The sequence below is a fragment of the Phyllobacterium brassicacearum genome (assembly GCF_003010955.1).
GTDB lineage: Bacteria > Pseudomonadota > Alphaproteobacteria > Rhizobiales > Rhizobiaceae > Phyllobacterium > Phyllobacterium brassicacearum.
Genome location: NZ_PGGO01000003.1, coordinates 271,587 through 294,022, shown reverse-complemented (window position 1 = coordinate 294,022; position 22,436 = coordinate 271,587). Strand labels below are relative to the sequence as shown.

General features: G+C 57.0%; 22 protein-coding genes. 12 read left to right on the top strand and 10 right to left on the bottom strand.

All coding sequences use genetic code 11. The features are described from left to right. Window positions 1–34 precede the first annotated feature (34 nt). The 3 genes from CU102_RS06610 to CU102_RS30090 are packed head-to-tail and all read right to left on the bottom strand — an operon-like array spanning window position 35 to window position 1,738. Window positions 35–931 carry a 50S ribosomal protein L11 methyltransferase gene (locus CU102_RS06610; RefSeq protein ID WP_106710222.1) on the bottom strand — a complete coding sequence of 299 codons (897 nt, stop codon included), beginning with the start codon at window positions 929–931 and terminating at the stop codon, window positions 35–37. A 23-nt stretch (window positions 932–954) separates the two neighbouring features. Continuing rightward, entirely contained in the window at window positions 955–1,548 is a 594-nt protein-coding gene (locus tag CU102_RS06605; protein WP_106710221.1) for an SCO family protein, read from the bottom strand. A 28-nt stretch (window positions 1,549–1,576) separates the two neighbouring features. Beyond that, window positions 1,577–1,738, bottom strand: coding sequence for a hypothetical protein (locus tag CU102_RS30090; protein WP_166648322.1), 162 nt, complete (start codon window positions 1,736–1,738; stop codon window positions 1,577–1,579). A gap of 181 nt (window positions 1,739–1,919) precedes the next feature. Between CU102_RS30090 and CU102_RS06600 the strand changes: the two genes are divergently transcribed. The 4 genes from CU102_RS06600 (at window position 1,920) to CU102_RS06585 (ending at window position 4,578) form a co-directional block, all read left to right on the top strand. Then, window positions 1,920–2,282: a hypothetical protein gene (locus tag CU102_RS06600; protein WP_106710220.1), complete on the top strand. Its 363-nt coding sequence runs from the start codon at window positions 1,920–1,922 to the stop codon at window positions 2,280–2,282. Between the two features lie 126 nt (window positions 2,283–2,408). After that, the gene (locus CU102_RS06595; protein WP_106710219.1) at window positions 2,409–3,053 is read left to right on the top strand and encodes an LbetaH domain-containing protein; all 645 of its coding nucleotides are present in this window, start codon (window positions 2,409–2,411) and stop codon (window positions 3,051–3,053) included. Between the two features lie 73 nt (window positions 3,054–3,126). Beyond that, entirely contained in the window at window positions 3,127–3,609 is a 483-nt protein-coding gene (locus CU102_RS06590) for a CreA family protein (RefSeq protein WP_106710218.1), read from the top strand. Window positions 3,610–3,777: 168 nt separating this feature from the next. After that, a complete protein-coding gene (locus CU102_RS06585) occupies window positions 3,778–4,578 on the top strand; it encodes an N-acetylmuramoyl-L-alanine amidase (RefSeq protein WP_166648321.1) in 801 nt (266 codons plus the stop codon). 9 nt (window positions 4,579–4,587) lie between these two features. Here CU102_RS06585 and CU102_RS06580 read toward each other — a convergent pair whose 3' ends face one another. Then, window positions 4,588–7,029 (bottom strand): ATP-dependent helicase, encoded by a 2,442-nt coding sequence (locus CU102_RS06580; RefSeq protein WP_106710216.1) that lies wholly within the window; start codon window positions 7,027–7,029, stop codon window positions 4,588–4,590. A gap of 248 nt (window positions 7,030–7,277) precedes the next feature. Between CU102_RS06580 and CU102_RS06575 the strand changes: the two genes are divergently transcribed. Together CU102_RS06575 and CU102_RS06570 are read left to right on the top strand one after the other, a co-directional pair. Beyond that, window positions 7,278–9,614, top strand: a complete 2,337-nt coding sequence (locus CU102_RS06575) for a glucose/quinate/shikimate family membrane-bound PQQ-dependent dehydrogenase (protein ID WP_106710215.1) — start codon at window positions 7,278–7,280, stop codon at window positions 9,612–9,614. Between the two features lie 251 nt (window positions 9,615–9,865). Next, the gene (locus CU102_RS06570) at window positions 9,866–10,399 is read left to right on the top strand and encodes a glyoxalase superfamily protein (protein WP_106710214.1); all 534 of its coding nucleotides are present in this window, start codon (window positions 9,866–9,868) and stop codon (window positions 10,397–10,399) included. A 21-nt stretch (window positions 10,400–10,420) separates the two neighbouring features. Here CU102_RS06570 and CU102_RS06565 read toward each other — a convergent pair whose 3' ends face one another. Further along, entirely contained in the window at window positions 10,421–10,894 is a 474-nt protein-coding gene (locus CU102_RS06565) for an Lrp/AsnC family transcriptional regulator (RefSeq protein ID WP_106710213.1), read from the bottom strand. Between the two features lie 144 nt (window positions 10,895–11,038). Here CU102_RS06565 and CU102_RS06560 point away from each other — a divergent pair, with 144 nt between their 5' ends. From CU102_RS06560 to CU102_RS06535, 6 genes are all read left to right on the top strand, one after another. Next, window positions 11,039–11,950, top strand: coding sequence for a DMT family transporter (locus CU102_RS06560; protein WP_106710343.1), 912 nt, complete (start codon window positions 11,039–11,041; stop codon window positions 11,948–11,950). Between the two features lie 49 nt (window positions 11,951–11,999). After that, on the top strand, window positions 12,000–12,887 hold the full coding sequence (locus tag CU102_RS06555) for a dienelactone hydrolase family protein (protein ID WP_106710212.1): 888 nt from the start codon (window positions 12,000–12,002) through the stop codon (window positions 12,885–12,887). Between the two features lie 91 nt (window positions 12,888–12,978). Continuing rightward, window positions 12,979–13,932 carry a hypothetical protein gene (locus CU102_RS06550; protein WP_106710211.1) on the top strand — a complete coding sequence of 318 codons (954 nt, stop codon included), beginning with the start codon at window positions 12,979–12,981 and terminating at the stop codon, window positions 13,930–13,932. A gap of 8 nt (window positions 13,933–13,940) precedes the next feature. Beyond that, a complete protein-coding gene (locus CU102_RS06545; protein WP_106710210.1) occupies window positions 13,941–14,306 on the top strand; it encodes a DUF2185 domain-containing protein in 366 nt (121 codons plus the stop codon). 113 nt (window positions 14,307–14,419) lie between these two features. Then, entirely contained in the window at window positions 14,420–15,829 is a 1,410-nt protein-coding gene (locus tag CU102_RS06540) for an FAD-binding oxidoreductase (RefSeq protein ID WP_106710209.1), read from the top strand. 112 nt (window positions 15,830–15,941) lie between these two features. Then, on the top strand, window positions 15,942–19,751 hold the full coding sequence (locus CU102_RS06535) for an AsmA family protein (RefSeq protein WP_342588741.1): 3,810 nt from the start codon (window positions 15,942–15,944) through the stop codon (window positions 19,749–19,751). A 57-nt stretch (window positions 19,752–19,808) separates the two neighbouring features. On the opposite strand, the gene CU102_RS06530 is transcribed toward CU102_RS06535, so the two are convergent. From CU102_RS06530 to CU102_RS06510, 5 genes are all read right to left on the bottom strand, one after another. After that, window positions 19,809–20,306: a VOC family protein gene (locus CU102_RS06530; protein WP_245425241.1), complete on the bottom strand. Its 498-nt coding sequence runs from the start codon at window positions 20,304–20,306 to the stop codon at window positions 19,809–19,811. Between the two features lie 119 nt (window positions 20,307–20,425). Next, on the bottom strand, window positions 20,426–20,656 hold the full coding sequence (locus CU102_RS06525) for a ribbon-helix-helix domain-containing protein (RefSeq protein WP_106710207.1): 231 nt from the start codon (window positions 20,654–20,656) through the stop codon (window positions 20,426–20,428). Continuing rightward, window positions 20,653–20,871 carry a DUF4169 family protein gene (locus tag CU102_RS06520; RefSeq protein ID WP_106710206.1) on the bottom strand — a complete coding sequence of 73 codons (219 nt, stop codon included), beginning with the start codon at window positions 20,869–20,871 and terminating at the stop codon, window positions 20,653–20,655. Before CU102_RS06520 ends, CU102_RS06525 begins: the two co-directional genes overlap by 4 nt. Before the next feature lie 6 nt (window positions 20,872–20,877). Continuing rightward, complete coding sequence (locus CU102_RS06515; RefSeq protein ID WP_106710205.1) at window positions 20,878–21,459, bottom strand: SspB family protein; 582 nt, start codon at window positions 21,457–21,459, stop codon at window positions 20,878–20,880. A gap of 229 nt (window positions 21,460–21,688) precedes the next feature. Beyond that, complete coding sequence (locus CU102_RS06510) at window positions 21,689–22,390, bottom strand: TetR/AcrR family transcriptional regulator (protein ID WP_106710204.1); 702 nt, start codon at window positions 22,388–22,390, stop codon at window positions 21,689–21,691. Window positions 22,391–22,436 lie beyond the last annotated feature (46 nt).

Sequence of the window (22,436 nt, the reverse complement as noted above, 5' to 3'; positions counted from 1 at the left end):
CCCATTGATGGAGCGCGCGAGAGAACCAGACACATCAACTATTACGTTTGAGTACCGCATTCGCTTTCAGGTGCAGCGTAACCCAGCCTTCGCGGCGCAGCGTTTTCTGGTGGAACAGTCCCTGCACGCGATAGGCGGCGAGAACCTTTTCGCGCTGTGTTTCGAGAATTCCTGAAAGAATGAGCGAACCGCCCCAGGCAAGATGCCGGCGCATTTCGGGTGCCAGCTGCATCAATGGTCGTGCGAGTATATTGGCGACGATCAGTTCGAACGGTGCTGCAAAGCGCATCGCCGGATGATGGAAGCCAGTCGCAGTCTCCGTCTGGACTCGTGATGCAACGCCGTTCTTCACCACATTGTCCTGCGCGACTGCGACGGCGATCGGGTCGATATCCGTGGCGAGAACCGGAATCGGTGCAAGTTTGGCAATGCCGATGGCGAGGACCGCGCTGCCGGTCCCGAGATCCAACGCGTTGCGCGGATGTTCACGCCGGATGACTTCGCCGATCATGTCGAGACAGCCTGACGTCGTTCCATGATGGCCGGTACCGAAGGCGAGCCCCGCGTCGATCTCGATAGCGAGATCATTGACGCGGCGTTTGCCGCGGTCGTGCGAGCCATGCACAAAGAACCGGCCGGCGCGAACGGGTTTCAGGCCTTCCAGCGAATGCGCTACCCAGTCGATGTCCGGCACCTGTTCGCGCTTGAGTTCCAGGCCAAAGGTATCGCTGCCGAGTGCATCCCTTATGCGAGGCTCGATCTCGTCCGGCTCGAACGTATAGACCGAGACCTCGAATATCTCGCGATCTTCATCGATCTCCGAGGTGGAGATTGGCAGGCCGTCGTCCTCGAAGGCGCGTTCAAGCAGAGCGAATACACGCTCGGCTTCGATCTTGCCGGCGGTCAGGAAGAGGCGGGTCTGGGTAGTCATCGGGCAGTGGCTTTCGGATACTCTCAGCTGTCGGCGAGACGTTTCAATTTCTCGACAGCCGTATCAGGATTTTCGCCATAGGCAATGGTGCCGAAGAAACCGCCCTTGCTGTCCAGAAGAAAGATCGAGGCCGTATGATCCATGCTGTAGTCACCGCCCTCTGCTGCAACCTTGCGCGCGTAGACGCTGTAGCCCTTGAGCATGGCCGCCATCTTGTCGGGATCTCCGGTGACACCCATGATGCGGTCGGAAACATTGGTAACATATGACTTCAGCACAGCTGCCGTGTCGCGTTCCGGATCCACAGTAACGAAGTACGCATTGATATTCGTGCCTTCCGTGCCCAGCTGCTTCAGCCAGCCGTCGAGTTCGAACAATGTCGTCGGGCAAACGTCTGGACAATGGGTGAAGCCGAAAAAGACAGCTGATGGCTTCTCCCGGAACGCTGCCTCGGTAATCGGCTCGTCATTCATGGTCGTCAGCTGGAACGGCGTTCCGAATGGGCCCTGGCTGCCACCAATCGCCGTCTGGCGGGACGACTGGAACGTGACCCAGCCCACCGCGGCCGCAAGAAGTGCAATTGCCACAATCAACAAGGGCAGCAGTCGTTTGTTCATGGAAATAAACCTTAAGGCTGCGCGGCGGTTACATACACCACGCCAGGCCCGCATTGATGAGGGACAGGAAGATGGAATCGCCCTGGTTGAACCATGCGGCAAAGGTCAGCCCTGAAGCCGCCGCAGCGCCCAGTGCTAGCGCTGCATAAAGCACCATTCGTGGTGCGCTAATGGACGATGATGTTTTCATGGTCCGAATATAGGACCTCGATGTTGTTTATGCAAAGCAAAGATCGGCACTAATTATTTCGGTTGACCCAGCAAAGAACCTGCTCTTTCGCCATTTTCGACCGTATCAACACTGCTAAACATTTCAAATTGGACATGTTATTCTTCAAACAAATAATGCGTTCAAACGGGGGAAAGCGAAAATGCGAAACATTGGTTTGGCGGTTGTTGCCGCCACGATTGTGCTTGGCGGCTGCACAATGGCGAAAGTGAGCGGGACGCCGATGATAGCACCGGATACCATCTTTGAAGCACCACCAGTCACATTGACCACAAAGGGCGCAACTTTGAGGAAGGTCAATCAGCCTGCCAATTGCCTTGGCGAGGTTGCCGGAATCTATGGAACCCGGCCTCAAAACGTGAAGATCAATCCGCCGGTAAAGCAAGCTTACGGTTTGACGATCGACGGGGAGGTCGACCGGGGCAGCGAGGGTATCAAGAAGTTCGTGTGCCGTTACAACGCCAAAGGCGCATTCATGGGCGTGACGACCCGAGAAGGTATCTAGGTTAGTGCGCATTTAGCAGGATCGATAGCCAGGGAACGGGTATGAGCGGCGTCGTTTTCATCGTGTGAATTGCCATGCCGTTTCTTTTTATGCAAAAGAATTGCCCGAACTTTTTTTGAGAATACGATGGCTGATACTGACGATCTCCGCTTCCAGAACGACCAGCCACGCATCCACCCGAGCGCGCAGCTGAAGGGCGTCAAACTCGGCAAATACGCCGAAGTCGGGGAGCGTGTTATTTTGCGCGACGTAACGGCGGGTGATTTCACCTATTTCGAGCGTCACAGCGAGGGCATCTATGCCGATATCGGCCGCTTCTGCTCAATTGCGTCGAATGTGCGCATCAATGCTCTTGAACACCCGATGGAGCGGCTGACCACACACAAGATCAGCTATCGGCCGAACGAATTCTTTCGCTACCAAGGCATCGACAATGCCTTTCGCGCGCGGCGGCAAGCCAAGCGGGTCAACATTGGCCATGACGTGTGGATCGGCCATGGCGCGGTTATCATGCCAGCCGTCAAGATCGGGCACGGGGCCGTCATCGGGGCGAATGCGGTGGTTACAAGGGACGTCGCGCCCTACACCATCGTCGCAGGCAATCCTGCGCGATTGATCCGCCCGCGTTTCTCGGACGACGTTACCGCCCGCCTGCTCCAACTTGAATGGTGGGATTGGCCATCTGCCACGATTTTCGAAGCCATCCCCGACATCCAGTCGCTCAGCATCGAGAATTTTCTGGCGAAATGGGAAACGCGAGGAGCGGGATGAAACGCGGCTTGCAATCTCCCGGCGGAGTATCCAACTGTTTCTGGCACCTGTAACCAACCCCAGGAGATTTTTGATGAAGCGTATTCTGGCTGGCCTTGCCTTTCTAGGCGCTGCAATCCTGCCTGCACAGGCGGAAGAGGTGGGCAAGGTTGGCGTCGACTGGTTCGGCAATGACATTATCATCGATGCCGTCACTGATCCGAAAGTGCAGGGAGTTACCTGTCATCTCGCCTCGTTTTCGCGTGGCGTGATCGACAGGCTGCAGAAGGGCAACTGGTTCGAAGATCCTTCGAATGCCTCTATTTCCTGCCAGCAGACCGGCCCGATCACGATCGATGATATCGAGTTGGATGAGGGTGGAGAGCGCGTGTTCTCCGAACGGACGAGCCTGATCTGGAAGAAACTCATCATCACGCGGATCTATGACAAGCCGAACAATTCACTGATCTATCTTGCTCATGCCAGCCAGGTCCAGGACGGTTCGGCAAAGACATCGATTTCGACGATTCCGCTGTTTGCTGGCAACGTCACTTGGGCAAAGGGCAAGCCCGAATAGGGTTTCCGGCAATCCGCGTAGCAGGTGCCGTTTATCTACGGACGGCATGTCATACTATTGGCCAATTTCAATCCCGCTTTCTCTGATGCAGAATAGATCAAACTTTTCAAAGGTTTGATTATGACCTTTCGCGTAAAGAATCATAGACTTCGAGCTGGCTCTTCTAATGTGAAGTTCGTCGGATCGCCCAATATTGGCGGTGAGTTGAAGCCCAAATTCCTTGTTATCCACTATACCGCCAGCGGCCCGGATGCTGACATTGCGAGGTACTTTTCCCAGGAGACAGCCAATGTTTCGGCGCATCTCGTTGTCCGCCGCGATGGTTCGGTGACTCAGTGCGTTCCGTTCAATGTTGTCGCCTGGCACGCGGGTAAGAGCCAATGGACCGACAAAAGCGGCGCGCGGTTTTCGGGATTGAACACGGATGCAATCGGTATCGAGATCGAAAACTGGGGGCCGATCAACAAGGCTGCCGATGGCTGGATTTCTTGGACCGGGGCTGCAGTTGACGGCTCGAAGGTAATCGAGGCACGCCACAAATTCGGGATGCCGGATTGTGGTTGGGAAGTCTACACACCTGCTCAGCTTGAGGCAGAGGTTGCCGCCGCACGCGCGATTTGCGCTGAATACGCCATCGAAGACATCGTCGGCCACGACGATATCGCGCCCGGCCGCAAGTCCGACCCGGGTCCTGCCTGGGACATGGAGGCATTCAAGGCAAAAGTACGGGGAAAGGCCGAAAATGGCGGCGCGATCACGGTGGTCCGTTCAAGCAGCGGCCTGAACATCCGCTGCGGCGCCGGAGCCTCGTTCGCGTTAGTCAGGCCAACGCCGTTGCCCGATGGGACAAAGGTTGTCTCGAACGAAGCAAGTGGCGTTATGTGTCGGTTCTGGCGAAGGACGAGAAGCCGGATTTTTCCGGCTGGGTGCATGGAGACTGCTTGTTTGAGGGGTAAGGAGGACCGGTGAGCAATTCGCTCAAATGCCCTTCACGAAACTATCCAGCACCCGTTTCTGGCCGGCCTTGTCGAAATCGATCGTCAGTTTGTTGCCTTCGATCGACGAAACATTGCCATTGCCGAATTTAATGTGGAACACGCGATCGCCGACGTCGAAATTCGATGGTGTTTCACTGACAGATTTGGCCACCAGTTCGCCGTCGATGGTACGGCCCTTGACCGAGCCGCGCCCGGCACCGTGGCCTGAATCCGTTTCGCCATAACCGATGCGCTCGACGCGCGCGCCGGAGCGTGAGCCCCAGTTGTTGCGGGTTGCATCGGAGCGGTGCTGCTGGGCGCGCTGCCAGCCTGGTGTCGAATAGCTGTTCTCGAAAGGATCGGCGCGATCGAACCGCGATTGGCCGTAGCCGCCCCGGCCGCCGTAACCCCCATAGGAATCGCCTGTCGACACAACTTCCACATGCGCTTCGGGCAGTTCCTCAAGGAAGCGGGAAGGGATGGTGGATTGCCAGAGGCCATGAATGCGCCGATTGGAGACGAACCAGATGTGCAAATTCTTCTTGGCGCGGGTCAGGCCGACATAGGCGAGACGCCGTTCTTCCTCGAGACCCGATCGGCCGCCTTCATCCAGCGAACGCTGGTGCGGGAAAAGACCCTCTTCCCAGCCGGGAAGAAACACGGTCTCGAATTCAAGACCTTTGGCCGAGTGCAGCGTCATGATGTTGACTGCATCGAGGTTTTCGTTCTGCTCCGCATCCATGACCAGCGCGACGTGCTCGAGGAACGAGCGCAGCGACTCATACTCCTCCATGGAGCGGATCAATTCCTTCAGGTTTTCCAGACGCCCCGGCGCTTCCGCCGACCGGTCTGCCTGCCACATTGCCGTGTAGCCGGATTCGTCGAGGATCTTTTCGGCCAGTTCTGTGTGCGGCGTGGACTCGATCTGGGACTGCCAGCGCCTGAAGTTTTCCACCACCTCGCGTAGCGCGGAACGCGGCTTTGGCTTGAGCTCTTCCGTTTCGATGAGGTCGGTTGCCGCGTCGAGCATGCTGATGTCGCGGGCCCGGGCATAATCATGCACTTGGCGGATGGCCGCTTCGCCAAGGCCGCGCTTGGGCGTGTTGATGATGCGTTCGAGTGCCAGGTCGTCCGCCCCTTGAGCTACAACGCGGAAATAGGCCAGAGCGTCACGGATTTCGAGACGTTCATAAAACCGCGGGCCGCCAACGACCCGGTAATTCAGCCCGAGCGTGACGAAACGGTCTTCGAACTCGCGCATCTGGAACGAGGCGCGCACCAGTATCGCCATGTCGTTGAGATTGTGACCCCTGCGCTGGGCCTGTTCGATCTCCTCGCCGACGGCACGGGCTTCCTCTTCGCTGTCCCACGCCGCATGCACATTGACCTTGGCGTCTTCGGGATTGGCCGCATCGGTGAACAGGGTTTTACCGAGCCGCCCCTCATTGTGCGAGATGAGGAAAGAGGCGGTGCCGAGAATATGCGCTGTCGAGCGATAATTACGCTCCAGCCGGATGACGACCGCACCGGGAAAATCCTTCTCGAACCGCAGGATATTGTCCACCTCCGCGCCGCGCCAGCCGTAAATCGACTGGTCATCATCGCCAACACAGCAGACATTCTTCGACCCCTGCGCGATCAGACGCAGCCACATATATTGCGCCGTGTTGGTGTCCTGATACTCGTCGACGAGGATATAGCGAAACTTGGCGTGATATTCTTTCAGCACATCCGGATAGGCGCGGAACATCCGTATGGGATGACAGAGCAGGTCGCCGAAATCGCAGGCGTTCAGCGTCTTCAGCCGGTTCTGATATGCGGTATAGAGTTCCCGACCCTTGCCATTGGCAAAGGCGCGCGCATCTCCCTCCGGTATTTCCGAAGGGCCGAGCCCCTTGTTCTTCCAGCCGTCGATCATGAGCGCAAACTGCTTGGCAGGCCAGCGTTTGTCGTCGAGGCCTTCTGCCTGGATGATCTGCTTGATCAGGCGGACGACGTCATCCGTGTCGAGAATGGTGAAATCGGACTTCAGGCCGACCAGTTCCGCGTGCCGGCGCAAAAGCTTGACGCCGATGGAGTGGAAAGTGCCGAGCCACGGCATGCCTTCCACGGCCCCGCCGACCAGAACGCCGATACGCTCCTTCATCTCGCGTGCGGCCTTGTTGGTGAAGGTGACGGCCAGAATCTGGCTTGGCCAGGCCTTGCCGAGCGACAGGATATGCGCAATCCGGGATGTCAGGACGCGGGTCTTGCCCGTGCCAGCGCCAGCCAGAACGAGAACCGGCCCTTCAGTCGTTTCAACTGCAAGTCGCTGTTCTGGATTAAGGCCCGCCAAATAGGGCGGGGCGCCGCGGGCCTGCATGGCGCGCGCGGCTATGCCCGAGGGCTGCCTTGGCAGATCAGGTTCATCAAAAAAAGGAATATCGTCGGGCAATCCGGACATTTGCTCCCAATGTAGTGATTCGGCTCCGAAAAACCAGTTTAAAAGCGATACAAAAAGAGAACGGCCAATCTAGGGCGGGCGTATTCCCCTGAAACTTGCAGTTGAATATTCGCCCGCCGATATTGCGTCCCCCGGATTTAGAGCCTACCCATTTGATCAGACAGACTCTGGCAGCCGCCGGCGCGTTCGCAGCCGCATGTCACAGTTCCATAAGATACTGATTGAGCTTGGAAAAGGACTCTTGACCCATGGCAATCACTCTGACGGCTCTCATATTCTTCCTCATCGGTGCGGCCCTTGGTGTCGGTGGTGTCTGGCTGGCGATACTTGGTGGCAGCTGGTACTACATCCTGGCCGCAATTGCCTTCCTGATTACGTGCGTACTTCTGTTCCGCAAGCGCAGCTCTGCGATGTTGGTCTATGCGATACTGGTCGTCGGCACGCTCGGCTGGGCAATCTGGGAGATCGGGTTCGACTGGTGGCAGCTTGCGCCGCGCGGCGGCGTCATCATGCTGCTCGGGCTCTGGCTGCTGACCCCGTGGGTGCGCCGTGGACTGAATGAGGAAGAAGACAGGGCGCCGTCGGCATGGGGTCCGGCAATTCCGCTGGCTGTCGCGGTGCTCGCGGCGCTTGGGGTTGCCGGGTATTCGATGACGCAGGATCCTCAGCAGATCGTCGGGGAACTGAGCAAAGAGGTCATTGCTCCCGAACCGGATCTCGGCGGTAACGTGCCGGAGGGTGACTGGCATCAATATGGCCGCACGCCCTATGGCCAGCGCTATTCACCGCTCAAGCAGATCACGCCGGAAAACGTCAATACATTGCAGGTTGCATGGCAGTACCAGACTGGCGACGTGAAGCTGCCAGACGATGTAGGAGAAACCACCTATCAGGTGACACCGCTGAAGGTGCGTGACACGCTTTATTTATGTACCCCGCACAATTGGGCGATTGCGCTGGACGCGGCTACCGGCAAGGAAAAGTGGAAATATGATCCCAATGTGGGTCTGAATCCCGATCGCCAGCACCAGACGTGCCGCGGCGTTTCTTATTATGCGGACCCGACGCTAACTGCCGGACAACCCTGCGCCGAAAGGATCTATCTTCCAACGTCGGATGCACGTCTGATTGCGCTCGATGCTGCCAATGGCCAGATCTGTCCGTCCTTTGGTGACAAGGGCATGCTGCATCTCGAAACCGGCATGCCCTACAACCCGGCCGGCTACTACTATTCGACATCGCCGCCAGTGATCGCTGCAGGCAAGATTATTGTCGGGGGAGCGGTCAACGACAATTACTCGATCCATGAGCAGTCCGGTGTCATTCGGGCCTTCGATATCAACACTGGTGCACTGATCTGGAATTGGGATTCCGGCAATCCCGATGTAACGACGCCGCTGCCGGAAGGCCAGACCTACACGCACAATTCACCCAACAGCTGGTCGGTTTCTAGTGCCGATGAAAAGCTCGGACTGCTCTATGTGCCGCTCGGGAACCAGACGCCGGATCAGCTTGGCGCAGGGCGTTCCGAAAATGTCGAGAAGTTTTCATCATCGATCGTCGCGCTCGATCTGAATTCCGGCCAGATGCGGTGGGTACGTCAGACGGTTCACCATGACCTCTGGGACATGGATGTGCCGGCGCAGCCGACCCTGCTTGATATCAACACTGCGACCGGCGCTGTTCCCGCCTTGGTCGGACCGACAAAGCAGGGTGATATCTATGTTCTCAACCGCCGGACCGGCGAGCCGATCCTGCCGATCGAGGAAGTGCCGGCGCCGACCGGCGCTATAGAAGGCGACTTCACCGCGCCGACGCAGCCGGTTTCGGGCCTCACCTTCATGCCGGAGCCATTGACCGGCAAGGATATGTGGGGCGTTTCGATGTTCGATCAGCTTGCCTGCCGCATCGAGTTCCTCAAGCTGCGTTACGAGGGGCGCTATACACCGCCGTCCCTGCAAGGATCATTGATCTATCCAGGTAACTTCGGCGTATTCAACTGGGGAGCGGTTGCTGTCGATCCGGGGCGCCAGGTGATGTTCGGCATGCCGACCTATCTCGCCTTCACCTCCAGACTGATCCCCCGTGCAGAGGTCCCGCCGCCGGACAATAAGAAGGCCAGCGAACAGGGCCTCAACCGCAATGAAGGCGCACCTTATGCGGTTGTCATGGGGCCCTTTGTGTCGCCGCTTGGTCTGCCTTGCCAGGCGCCGCCTTGGGGATATGTTGCGGGTGCGGATCTGCGTACTGGGAAGATCACCTATATGCACCGGAACGGTACCGTGCGGGACTCGTCGCCGATACCCTTGCCGTTCAAAGTCGGCGTTCCTGGTATCGGCGGTCCGATGGTCACAGCAAGTGGCGTTGCCTTCCTCGGCGCGGCGGTGGATGATTATCTCCGCGCCTATGATGTGACGAGCGGCAAGCAGCTTTGGCAAGCACGTCTTCCAGCTGGCGGTCAGTCTACGCCGATGTCGTTCGCCTTGGAGAATGGCAAGCAGTACGTGGTCATGGTTGCTGGCGGTCATGGTTCGGTCGGCACGAAACCAGGGGACTATGTCATCGCCTACACCTTGCCAAATTGAGCATTGGCAGAGTTCAGAAAACCTCCAGGGTCAGGGCTCCCGGGAGGATATCTTGAGTGAACTTATCAAGTTGACTTGACGGCGGCTTGAACGGCGAATATCCATTGCGGTGGCAGATGCAGCCAGCCGCCCGCGGTCCTCAGGGCCAAGGTGAATGTATCGATTGAAGCTTCGTTTTATCCTTTGAATGATGAACGGGTCGGCAATGCGGGCACTGACTTTCCTCGTTCATCAGACGCGAAGGATTGACGATGCGTACATTCAATGACGCCAAGGCGATTGCCAAATCGCTTCGGCAGGCACTCAAGCACAAGAATATCGAAATTACCCACAGTGAAGGTCTGGAACTTGTCGCCTCCGGATTCGGCTTCGACAACTGGAATGTGCTTGCGGCGAAAATCGATACGGGAGCATTGACCGGGAAGGAACCCGTATCTTTCGGGCCGGCCAACCCTATTCTACGGATATTCGACGTCGCGAAGGCCAAGGAATTCTATCTCGACTTTCTCGGCTTCACGCTCGATTGGGAACATCGTTTCGGTGACAACTTCCCGCTTTACTGTCAGGTTTCCCGGTCTGGCCTGACGCTGCATCTGAGCGAGCATTCCGGTGACGCCAGCCCGGGCGCGCGGGTGTTCGTACGCATCAAGGGAATCGACGCGCTACACAAGGAACTCCATTCGAAAAACTACCGCTTCATGAAGCCTGGTATTGAGCAGCAGGATTGGGGACGGGAATTGATGGTCATCGATCCCTTCAGCAACCGCATCTCATTCTCAGAATAGGCGATACTGGCCAGCGCCGGTTCATTTCGGCGCTGGCAGTTTCAGCGGGCTCGCGGCCTTGACTGTGCGGATGGCAAAATTGGAGCGTATGTCGGAAACGGCTGGAAGAACGAGCAGTTTTTCCGTCAGGAACCGCTCATAGGCGCTGAGGTCTTCGACTACCACTTCGGCCAGGAAATCCGCCGTTCCCGAGATGAGAAACGCAGCGGTCACTTCCGGCATGGCCAGGAGGGCGGCTTGCTGCAATTCGGAATTCTCCTTGCTGTGCTGGCCGACCTTGATCTCAACGAACACCGTCAGTCCAAGGCCAACTTCCTTGCGATCGATATCTGCCCGGTAACCTCGGATGACGCCCGTCTTCTCCAGGTTGCGAATGCGGCGCAAACAGGGTGAAGGCGAGAGGTTTACCCGTTCCGCAATCTCAACATTCGTCGCCCTGGCATCTTCCTGCAGTGCTTCGAGGATGCCAATATCGAAATTGTCAAGTTTTGGCATTTTCCACCTGTATGCACCTGAAATATTCTCTAATATTGCTAGAATAGTAGTTGAGATAGCATGAACTTGCAAGGACATGCTCATGTCATCAGGAGTATGGTGACCTCAACCGAAATCTTTCGGGCAGTTTTGGAGGTTACGCCGATGGTTGCTCTTGCTCAGGACTACAAGAAGTCAAATTCGATCGGGGCGGGCTATGCTGGAGCGCTGGTGACCGTCTTCATTTGGGCAACATGGATCATCGCTACCCGTCACAGCAGCGGGACACATCTGGGCACCATCGATCTCGGGTTGATCCGCTACGGCGTGCCCGCGCTTGTCCTTGCGCCGGTCTGGCTCAGGACCGGTCTCGTCCCGCGTGATGTTCCGCTGGTTCTGCTGGCGATCATGGTTTGTGGTGCCGGTGCTGTGTTCTTCCAGTTCACAACCTTTGCGATCCATTCTACGCCGGCAGCGGCTGTGGGCGTTCTGCTGGGCGGGTCAATGCCGCTGGCAGCCGCGCTGATCGGCGTTCTACTGTTTGGTGAGCGGCCTGATGTCATGCGCTGCCTCGGCCTGGCCGCGATTGTCGCCGGTCTTGTCATCCTGCTGGCGCTGGCTCTCGGCAGACATGAAATCTCCTGGATCAGCTTCGTCTTCCTGCCGTTGGGTGCGCTCCTCTGGGCGGGCTATACTCATGCATTCAAGCGTTCCGGCTTGACTGCATTGCAGGGTGGAGCGCTGATTGCCGTATGGTCATTCATCATCCACGCCGGACTTGCACTTGCCTTCGGCACAACGATCTTCGAGGTTCCGTTGCCTGAGATCGGCCTGCAGTTCCTCAGCCAGGGTGTTTTGTCGGGATTGGCCGCCATGTTGGCCTACGGTATTGCCGTCCGTTCCCTTGGTGGTAGCCAGGCTGCCGCGTTCAGTGCCCTGACACCTGTCCTTGCTGCCTTCGGTGGTTCCATATTCCTTGACGAGCCGGTCAGTGTCTGGGAAATTAAGGCAGCAGTGATCACCGGACTTGGCGTTGCCCTTTCCACCGGTATCCTTTCGCATCGCCTCAAGGGTTGACGCGAAACGAGCCAGCGCCTCGTCCACTATTTCATCGGAGGAGGCAATTATGAACGAGCCGACGAAAACCCCGAGAATCTCGCAGGCGATGGTCGAAGCCTATGATGAATACACCCATCTGACGCTCGACCGCCGCTCCTTCATGGACAAACTGACCAAACTTGCTGGGTCCGGCGCCGCCGCCGCCATCATCGCTCCGATGCTGGCGGCGAATTCTGCCCGGGCAGCGATTGTCGCTGCGGACGACAGCCGGCTTCGGACAAAGGATATTGTCTTTCCTGGTCCTTCGGGTGACATCAAGGGTTACAGGGTGAACCCGGCTGATGCATCCGGAAAGCTTCCCGCGGTGATTGTCATTCACGAAAATCGTGGCCTGAACGATCATATTCGCGACGTTGGCCGGCGTTTGGCGCTCGAAGGGTTTATCGCATTGGCGCCGGATTTGCTTTCATCGGCGGGTGGAACTCCATCCGATGAAGAGAAAGCTCGCGAAATGATCGGCGCGCTAGACTCAAAAACGGCAATTGCCGAAGGCGTGGCAACGATCGAATATCTCAAGAAAGACAAGTCGACCAACGGAAAGGTCGGAGCCGTCGGCTTCTGCTGGGGTGGTGGAATGGTCAATGATCTGGCCGTCAACGCGCCAGATCTTGGGGCAGGCGTCGCCTATTACGGTCGCCAGGCGAAACCGGAGGATGTTGCGAAGATCAAGGCACCATTGCTGCTGCAGTATGCAGGGCTGGACACCCGTATCAACGCGGGGATCGACGCGTACAAGAAAGCACTGGAGGAAAATGACAAGACCTTCGAAATCTTCGTCTACGAAGGTGCGAACCACGCTTTTAACAATGATACATCCGAAGCCCGATACGACAAGAACGCGGCTGACCTTGCATGGGGCCGCACGGTGGAGTTTTTCAAGAAGAACCTGAGCTAGTCGCGATAAAAAACAAACGAGAAACCAATCGCTTGCCGGATCGCTCTGCGGCTACTACCTCTGTGCTGTAAATGCGAGAAGGACTGCGCCGATGCGAATCTTTACCCTTTCTCTGAGCCTGCTCTTGTTCATTCTCGTCAGTGTTCAATCGAGTTTTGCACAGGATGCGGTTTTTCCGGGCGGATCAAGCGTAGGACTTGTTCCGCCGGCAGGTCTGGTAGCGTCGTCCAATTTCAGCGGGTTTGAGGACCCCGCGAAGGGGACGTCCATCGTCGTTACGGAAATGCCCGTCGAGGCCTATGCGACGATCGCCGCGAAGTTCAATCCGGAAGGCCTGCGCGAAACCGGGATCGAAGCCGCCGCACCTCCTGAAAACTGGCCTGTCGAAGGCGCTGTGGTTTCGAAGCTTATTCGCGGCAGTCAGGTCGCGGCAGGGGTCAAATACCGCAAATGGATCGTTCTCATAGGCGCGAAATCCACGACGGCCATGGTTACGGTACAAATCCCCGAAGGTGTAGCGGGCGGATTGTCGGACGCGGATGTGGACACAGCCCTGCGATCGATCGCGATACGAACGCCGCCCAGTTTGGAAGAGCAAATCGCTGCGCTACCCTTCAAGGTCGCGGACCAGGCCGGCTTCCGCCCGGTACGCGTTATCGCAGGCGCAACCTATCTCCTGACCGACGGTCCCAACGACGTCGCAGCCAATTCGTCCCAGCCAATGATCGTCATTGCCTCGAATCTCAACGCTGCTCCGGAACCTTCAGCTCGGATGGACTTTGCCAAACAGGCATTTGCGTCCTTGACGGGGATCAAGGATGTGCGGTCGGACAATGAAACAAGCGCTGAGGCTGACGGAGCCGAGTGGGTCGAGATCGATGGCGGCGCCAAGGATGCGGCAAGCGGCGATGGGCTGTATGTTGCGCAAATCGCCCGGTTTGAGCCGAGCCGCTATGTCCGTGCAATCCTGATTGTGCGCGACACCGAGAAGGACAAATATTCCGAACGGTTCCGCAAGCTAGCCAAGTCCATGACGATCAACTAAAATTGGTTATGGAGAAAAGCTACCGACTCACCAAGGACGAGATACGGCCTCTTATCCGGAACTATGGCGGCTGTATCGCAACGGATACGATCACGATCGATGGCTATCCGGTGCGTTTCATGTACCGTGAGGACCCGGACAATCCGCTGGATAGCGGCTGGCGTTTTCTCTCCGGCTTCGAGAGCGATGATTATATGGAAGATCCGGAAAACAGCGGCATCTTCGACGTCAATACCATCGCCAACTACGACCCAAGCATCATACCGCTGCTTGATTCCCCCGTTGGCAGCGTTTTCGAGAAGACAGGCGAGCAGGAGCGCTTCGTCGCCGTTACCGATTGGCAGCCCGGCGAGGACGATGAGGACGAGGATTAACGTCCAGCCTGGGCCGTTGACCATCACACAGAGTTACAACTGGACAAGTCGCGTGCATTCCCTGAAAATGCGCGTGCAAAAAACGATGATGACTCGGAAGGGTGGAAACTGGAATGGCATTGGCAGACGCAGGAGCATTGTTGCGCAACGAGAATGGGATTGCGACTGTCGTATCCATCCTCAAGAAACGCTTCGGTGACAACGCGCAGACCGGGAAGTCGATCCGCGAGCAGCACGCCCATACCACGAGCTATGTTCCAAATCAGGCGCCCGATCTGGTCGTTTTCGCTGAATCCGTGGAGGATGTTCAAGAAGTCGTGCGGCTTTGCAGCGAGTGGCAGGTGCCGGTCATTCCCTTCGGGACGGGCACTTCGCTGGAAGGTCACGTCAACGCGCCAGCCGGCGGCATCTCGGTCGATCTTTCGCGCATGAACCGCATTCTCAAGGTTTATAGCGAAGACCTGAATGTCGTCATCGAACCGGGCGTAACCCGCAAGGAACTCAACGAATATCTGCGCGATACCGGTCTGTTCTTCCCCATCGATCCGGGTGCCAATGCCAGTCTTGGCGGCATGGCCGCAACCCGTGCATCGGGGACGAATGCCGTGCGCTATGGCACAATGCGCGAGAACGTCCTGGCGCTGAAGGCGGTCATGCCCGATGGCCGCCTGATTACCACGTCGAAGCGGGTCAAGAAGACATCGGCGGGATATGATCTGACGCGTCTGCTGGTCGGCTCGGAAGGGACGCTCGGTATCATCACCGAACTGACACTGAAGCTCTATGGTATTCCTCAGGCAATTTCAGGTGGTATCTGCGCGTTTCCAGACCTTGAAAGCGCTTGCAACACGGTGATCGAAACGATCCAGATGGGCATACCTGTTGCGCGTATCGAGCTGGTCAATCAGCTTGAGATGCAGGCGATGATCGCCTATTCCAAGCTCGATTACGAACCGGCTCCCTATCTGTTCGTGGAGTTCCACGGCAGTGAAACGGGTGTGGCGGAACAGGCCGAGTTTTTCGGCGAGATCGCGGCTAGCAATGGCGGCGGCGAGTTCAAATGGACAGCCAATGCCGAAGAGCGCGAGAAGCTTTGGTCGGCGCGGCACAATTCCTACTTTGCCTGCATGACCCTTGCACCGGGAAAACAATCGCTTTCGACGGATGTCTGCGTGCCGATTTCCCGGCTTGCCGAATGCATCGTCGCAACGGAGAAGGACATTGAAAAGAGCGGTCTGATTGCACCAATCGTCGGTCACGCCGGTGACGGCAATTTTCATGTGCTCGTCCTGTTCGACGAAAAGGACCCGGACGAGATCCAAAAAGTGGAAGCGTTTGTGGAGCGCCTCAATCTGCGGGCCATCGCCATGGACGGGACTTGCACCGGTGAACACGGCATCGGTCAAGGCAAGATCAAGTTTCTCCGGGCCGAGCTCGGTGGCGCAGTGGATGTCATGGAGTCCATCAAGCGGGCAATCGATCCGGGAAATATAATGAATCCTGGCAAGATCTTACGGTTATAGGTTCGCACATTGATTCCAGGCGCTAAACCATTGTCTCAGCGTTGCAAATCAATGAGTAAGACGATCATGTCTTCTCGTCGCCAAAAACCGGCCGTTATGGTGCCCGGCGCACATTGATTGGAGTAAGATACTGGCACGGCTATTTGTTTTCATCGGTGGTTTGTTGGTCCTGGTGCTGACAGCGGCACTGGTCGTGCCCTATTTTGTCGACTGGGCAGGCTACCGGTCCTCATTCGAACGGGAGGCCTCCGCCTTGCTCGGGCGCCCCGTCACTGTCGCGGGCAGTGCCAGCGCGCGGCTCCTGCCGTTCCCGTCGGTGACGTTTTCCGACGTGAAGGTCGGTGATCCAGGCACCGAGCCGGTCATGACGATCGACAGGTTTTCCATGGATGCGGAGCTCGCGCCGTTCATTCGTGGTCAAATCCTGATCTTCGACATGCGGCTTGAGGCGCCGATCGTGTCAGTCGCGATCGACAAGGATGGCGTTGTCGATTGGGCAATCCGCCCGCATGTTCCCTTCCGGTCGGCGAAGGTGCGGCTCGAGGACATGCGCATTACCGATGGCTCGGTTGTCATTCGCGATGCATCAACCGCGACGACCCGCACGATCACGGAGCTGGATGCGACGTTATCAGCCGCGGACCTTTCCGGGCCTTGGAAATTCGATGGAACATTGCTGTTCAACGGCGAGAAAACGGCCATATCCGCTGCCACTGGAGAAGTGAAACCGGACGGGACGCTGAAATTGCGCACGCGGATCATTCCTGATGGGGTTCCAGGAGCGCTCGAAACTGATGGCGATGTAACCCTGAACGGGGGAGCACTGAAATATGCCGGCAGCATCGCCATTCGTTCGGCCGATGAACTCGTTGCCAGCGCCGGAACCAAAGCAGTCGATCAGGTGGAGAAGCCGCTGCTCTCAAGTCTGCGCGTGACCGGACGTTTTGAGGCGGATCATGGAAAAATCAATATTCCTGAATTTCGCATGGAGCAGGGTGCTCCCGACGACCCCTATGTCGTCAATGGCAACGCGCTGTTCGACTATGGCAGCGATCCGCGTTTTGAGGTCAGGGCCGATGGCCAGCAAGTCACGTTCGATAATGGCAAGGAACAAGCCAACGGTACGAAGGCGAGAGCTGTAACGGCTGCAGCGCGACTTGGCGTCTTCCGGCGCCTGATGGATCAACTGCCGATACCGACGATTCCGGGCACAATCGACCTCAAACTTCCGGCGATCGTTGCCGGCGACACGACGATCCGCTCCGTGGCGATCGATGCCGCGCCTTCTGAAAACGGATGGACGATCAATCAGCTCAAGGCGGAATTGCCTGGCCGGACGCAGTTCGAGGCCAATGGTGTATTGCAGGTTGGCACGGACTTCGGTTTTGATGGAAAGCTGCTCGTCGCCTCACGTCAGCCCTCCGGTTTGGCAGCATGGCTCACGGATTCTGTCGATGAGTCCATCCGGCGGCTGCCGGGCGCGGGCTTCTCCGGCGATGTCAGCCTGCGCGATGAGTTGCAGAAGGTCGACAATTTGGAGTTGGCGCTGGGTGGTTCATCGCTCAAAGGTTCGCTGGTAAGAAGTGCCAAGGGTGAATCTTTGCCACTGACGCAACTGACACTTGAGGGCGGGGCGCTTGATGCCGATGCACTCGCGGCCTTTGCCGCAATCTTTGGCAATCCTGCGAATCCAGCGGCCGGCCGTTCACCGCAATTGCAGGGTCAGGACCTCGACGTGCATTTGAAGGCGGGTCCGGTCACCCACGATGGATTGGTCGCAGAATCGCTGGATACGGCTTTCCGCCTGCGCGATGGTGTTTTCGATATTGACCGGCTGACAATCGGCAATGTTGCCGGCGCGACCATCACTGCGACCGGGAAGCTTGATCCGTTCAAGGCCGACCCCACCGGTTCCATTGATTCGACGATCTTGGCGGACGACCTGGCCCCGTTTATCTCGGCTCTTGCGACGCGGATCCCGGATTTTCCGTTTATCAAGGCTCTGAACGAGCATGCGGCCAATTTCCCCGGATTATTCCAGGAAACGCAACTCACCGTCCTTGCCAACACTTTGCGTGCAAAGGCCGGAACCGATGAATTTTCGCTGAGCGCGGCCGGTAAAACCGGCGGGATGGATATAACGCTGTCCGGAACAACCACGAAAAACACGGACAAGTTGCGTACGCTCGAACTGACCATGAACGCGCGGAGCGGGCAAGCCGAAACACTGATGGCGTTGATCGGTCTTCCGTCCTTGCCGCTCGGCCTCGCCGGAGAACTCGAGGCTGATCTTGCGCTGAAAGGCAATGAGAAAGAGGGACTGCAGACCCAACTCTCCCTGAAGGCGACGGACGGCCAGGCGCTCGTCGACGGTGGTTTCCGTGATGCGGGTGATGGCTTGACCGGCGAGGGGCGGGCTTCCATCAAGACCGGCGATCTAGAAGGATACCTCGCAACGGCCGGCTATTCTCTGCCCGGATTTGGCAACGGCATGCCTGCCGATTTAGCCAGCAGTTTTCAACTAGCGAAAGGCAGGCTCACGCTTCCTGATTTGAGCGGGCAGTTGAGCGGCACAAAGGTGAGCGGGCGCCTGGGACTGGCAATCGAGAACGATGTGCCGGTTGTTCAAGGTGACGTGAAACTTGCCAGGCTTGATCTTCCGTCTGTTGCACAATTCGTGCTTGGTGGAGATGCACTGGATGGCGATGGCCGGACGCCATGGCCCAAACAGGTTTTTGCGGCTGCGCCGCTATTTCCAGTAAGCTTCAATGTGAAAGTGACCGCTGATGAGGCCGACGCCGGCGTGCTCGGCCCTATCAGCCAGTTTCAGACCAATGCTGCTTTGAAAGACGGTGCGCTGCGCCTGGACGAGGCGAAGGGCGATCTGTTGGGCGGTCGTTTCGATGGCATGTTCGAACTGCGCAATACCAGCGGCACGGGCCTTGCGACCGGTCAGTTCACCTTGGATCAAACGGCTTTGGATGCGCTTTACAAACCAGCAGAAGGCGAGCCGCCCCTCAAGGGAAAGGCCAAAATTACCGCGTCCGTCAACGCGACCGGCACCTCGGTTGCGGAGATGATGGAATCCGTTGCAGGTTCGGGGGTGGTCTCTGCCAGCGATCTTACGATCAGTGCGATCAACCCGGCGGCCCTGAAACCAATTTTGGCCGACGCTGATGCAATGGAAGGTCCCGTGACACCCGCGTTGCTGAACGGGACAATCGGAAAATATCTGCATGCCGGCACGTTTAAGGCGGGTGCTGCAGAATTCGCCTTTACGATTGCTGGCGGCATGGCGCGGACCTCGACATTTCAACTCGGGAGCGATGGTGCAACGCTGGCTGCCGACCTTCGATTGAATTTTCCGAATATGACGGTTGCCTCGCAGGGGCGCATTGCCTTCGATCCTGGCACGGCAGTGGTGGCAGGAGCAGATCCTGTTATCGAATTCACGCTGAATGGTCCGTGGGATAATCCGAAACTGGCCTTAAACCGCCAGCCGCTTGAACAATTCTTGACCCAGCGGGCGCTGGAGCGGGAGCAACAGCGGGTCGAAACATTGCAGGCGGCGCTTGTCGAGAAGCAACGATTGCGCCGCGAGACGCAACTCTATCAGGCACGCGCGGACGAGCGCGTTCGTCTGGCCGAGGAGGCCAGACTCAAGGCGGAGCAGGAAGCGCGCGAAGCGGCTGAGCGTGCCGAAGCGGAAAAGCGCGCAGCAGAAGAGCGCGCCGCAGCCGAGAAGAAGGCGGCTGAAGATGCTGCCGCAAAAGCACTCGAACAATCGCAGCCCGCGACGCCGCAGCCGGACCAGGGAGGAACGGCAACGCCCTCACCAGGGGCAGGAACCATCAACAAGCAATCCGTTGACGAATTCCTGAAGACGCTCGAACCCAAGTCCCTGGAACCCAATATCCAGTAGCCGGGCGAGCATTGGCCTCCCGCTGTGGGAAGACCAATGCGGACTGCAATTGCTCTATTAGCCGTTGTAGGCCTCTTTGAGTTTCTGGATATCGATTTTATACATCTTCATCATCGCTGCCATGACACGGTCGGCTTTCGCCTGGTCCTTGTCCCGCAGCATTTCGGGAAGAATAGTAGGAACGATCTGCCATGACAGGCCGAATTTGTCCTTAACCCAACTGCAGGGGCGAACTTCCCCGCCACCGGCCGTCAGTTTTTCGGTCAGGCTATCCACTTCTTCCTGTGTATCACAATCAATGGAGAGCGAAATACCCTCGGTAAATTTGAATTCCGGGCCGCCATTCAAAGCGATATATTCCTGACCTGCTAGCTGGAACGTGGCGACGAGCAGCGAGCCTTCCTTGGCACCCCCCTCTTTTCCCCAGTTCATCTTATTAAGAATTTTGCTGTCCTCGAAAATGGACATGTAAAAATCCATTGCCTCTTCGGCGTTTCCATCGAACCAAAGGCAGGGGGTGATCTTCTGTTTGGCAGGCATCGCTTTCCCTTTCATCGCGGTTTGCACTATCTGAAAGACGTATGAGAACTTGCCGTTCCGACATTGCGGAAAAATTTTTTCGATTGCTTCCAGCTTAATATTCCCGTGGTCGATTCATGAATCAAAATCAGGACCTATGAGCGATTGCTGGTGTTGTTTCTTGCCCAATCGAGGGCATAGATCCGCAACGCTGACGAAAGATTGGCATTGCGGTCGCGGTTCTCATCGATCTCTGCAATGAGACTTGCCAAGGGAATACTCCGGCTCTCGGCAATAGACGCTATGATGTCGTAGAACGCATCCTCGAGCGAGAAACTGGTGCGATGTCCGTGGATGGTGACAGATCGTTTGCGAACGAGGCTCACTTGCCGTCCGTATCGGATTCTGTGGTCTTCTGTGCATCGCTCCGTTCGAGGCGATTATCGTCAAGAAAGCGCGCCGACTTTCGTTTGGCATTGCGCTCAAACTGTTTTTCAGCCTTGGTGCGGCCGGACAGAATGCGGTTTTGCTCTGCGGTCTTGTCTTTCACGTCTTTTGACTTCCGCTTCTTGGCCAGTCGAAGATTGATGATTTCGGCCATCGCGGGCTATTTCTTCTTACGGAAGGAATCCAGCGACACGACAGAAGCGGATGATTTTTCGCCACTTTCATCCGATGCGGCGTCAGGCTTCTCACCGGGCTTCACGGGCTTCTTTGCAGCTTTGACAGGTGGCTTCGGCTTGGCGCTCGGTGTTGCCACTTTCGGCTTGTCTATCGACTGGGCCGGCGCAATGCTCGTGATCCCCTGGTCGTTGTCGCCGACAGTCTCTTCCACCTCTACGTCGAACTCGAGTTCGAAATTCACTGACGGATCGTAGAAGCCGCGAATCGCAGAGAAGGGAACAACAAGCCGTTCCGGCACGTCGCCGAAGGAGAGCCCAACCTCAAACAATGTATCCGTGACCTGAAGATCCCAGAATTGATGCTGGAGGACGATGGTCATCTGCTCCGGATATTTTTCATGCAAGCGGGTCGAGATGCGAACGCCAGGCGCACCTGTGAGGAAGGTGACAAAGAAATGATGATTGCCCGGAAGACCTGCCTTGGCGACTTCGCCAAGCACTTTGCGGATCACGCCGCGTAGCGCTTCCTGGGCAAGTATATCGTAGCGGATCATATCTTGTGGCATGCATTCTTATCCCATGGATTCACCCCTCCCTGTCAAGCGGAGATGGCAACCGTCATTCAATCATTATGGCGCATGGCTAACGCAATTGCGACTGCTTGTCAGCCGCATGTTTAAATTAAGTGTTGTCCACGCCCCCGGGAAGGTCGGAAGGCGTAATCCAATTCACTTCTAAGGCAATTCTGACGTTGGTTCGCGGGGACAATCTTCGTCCAGGATTCGAGTCCCGATCCTAGCTAACAACGGCAAGTGATGGCGGTTGAGCAATACTCGTTCCTGCTGGCTTGCCGTAGGCACGCAGGAATGTTTGAACTGCATTGCGCGCTGCGCTCTCCAGTTCCTCATCGGTTGGGGTTCCGCCAAAAAGACTGATCATCTGCAAGTCTGCATTCACGAGCGCCAGAAACTGGCGGGCGGCGAGATCGAAATCGTCAATTTGCAAAACGCCTTTGTGGCACAGCCGCGAAAAGAGTGCGCCGAGGGCCGAGCTGATCTTGCCCGGGCCATGTTGACGCCATGCTTCAAAGAGATGCGGATAGCGTTCGCCTTCCGACTGCACGAGCTTGCGCAGGAACTTTCCGTCCTGGTTGCAGAGGCAATTTTTGCTCAAGCGCACGGCGAAGGCAGTCAAGTCATCTTCAATGTTATCGGATTTGTCCGGAAACGTCGCCAATATCGAGTAAAGCATGGCATTGGCGCGATCCATGACGTCTTCGACAACGGCGGTGAAGAGCGTTTCCTTTTCACGATAATGATTGTATATAGTCTGGCGTGAAACGCAGGCCGCTACGGCTATCTCATCTATACTCGCCCCAGAAAATCCCTCTCGGCAAAACACGTGCGCAGCGGCGTCGAGTATCGAAAGGCGTTTTGCACATTGGCCGCGTTGAGTGTGGCCTGTTGCCCTGAGAGCTGGTTCATAGCGATTTTTCATACAGCCAAGATAATGCGTGTTGACGTTTTAGACAATGGTGTCTAAA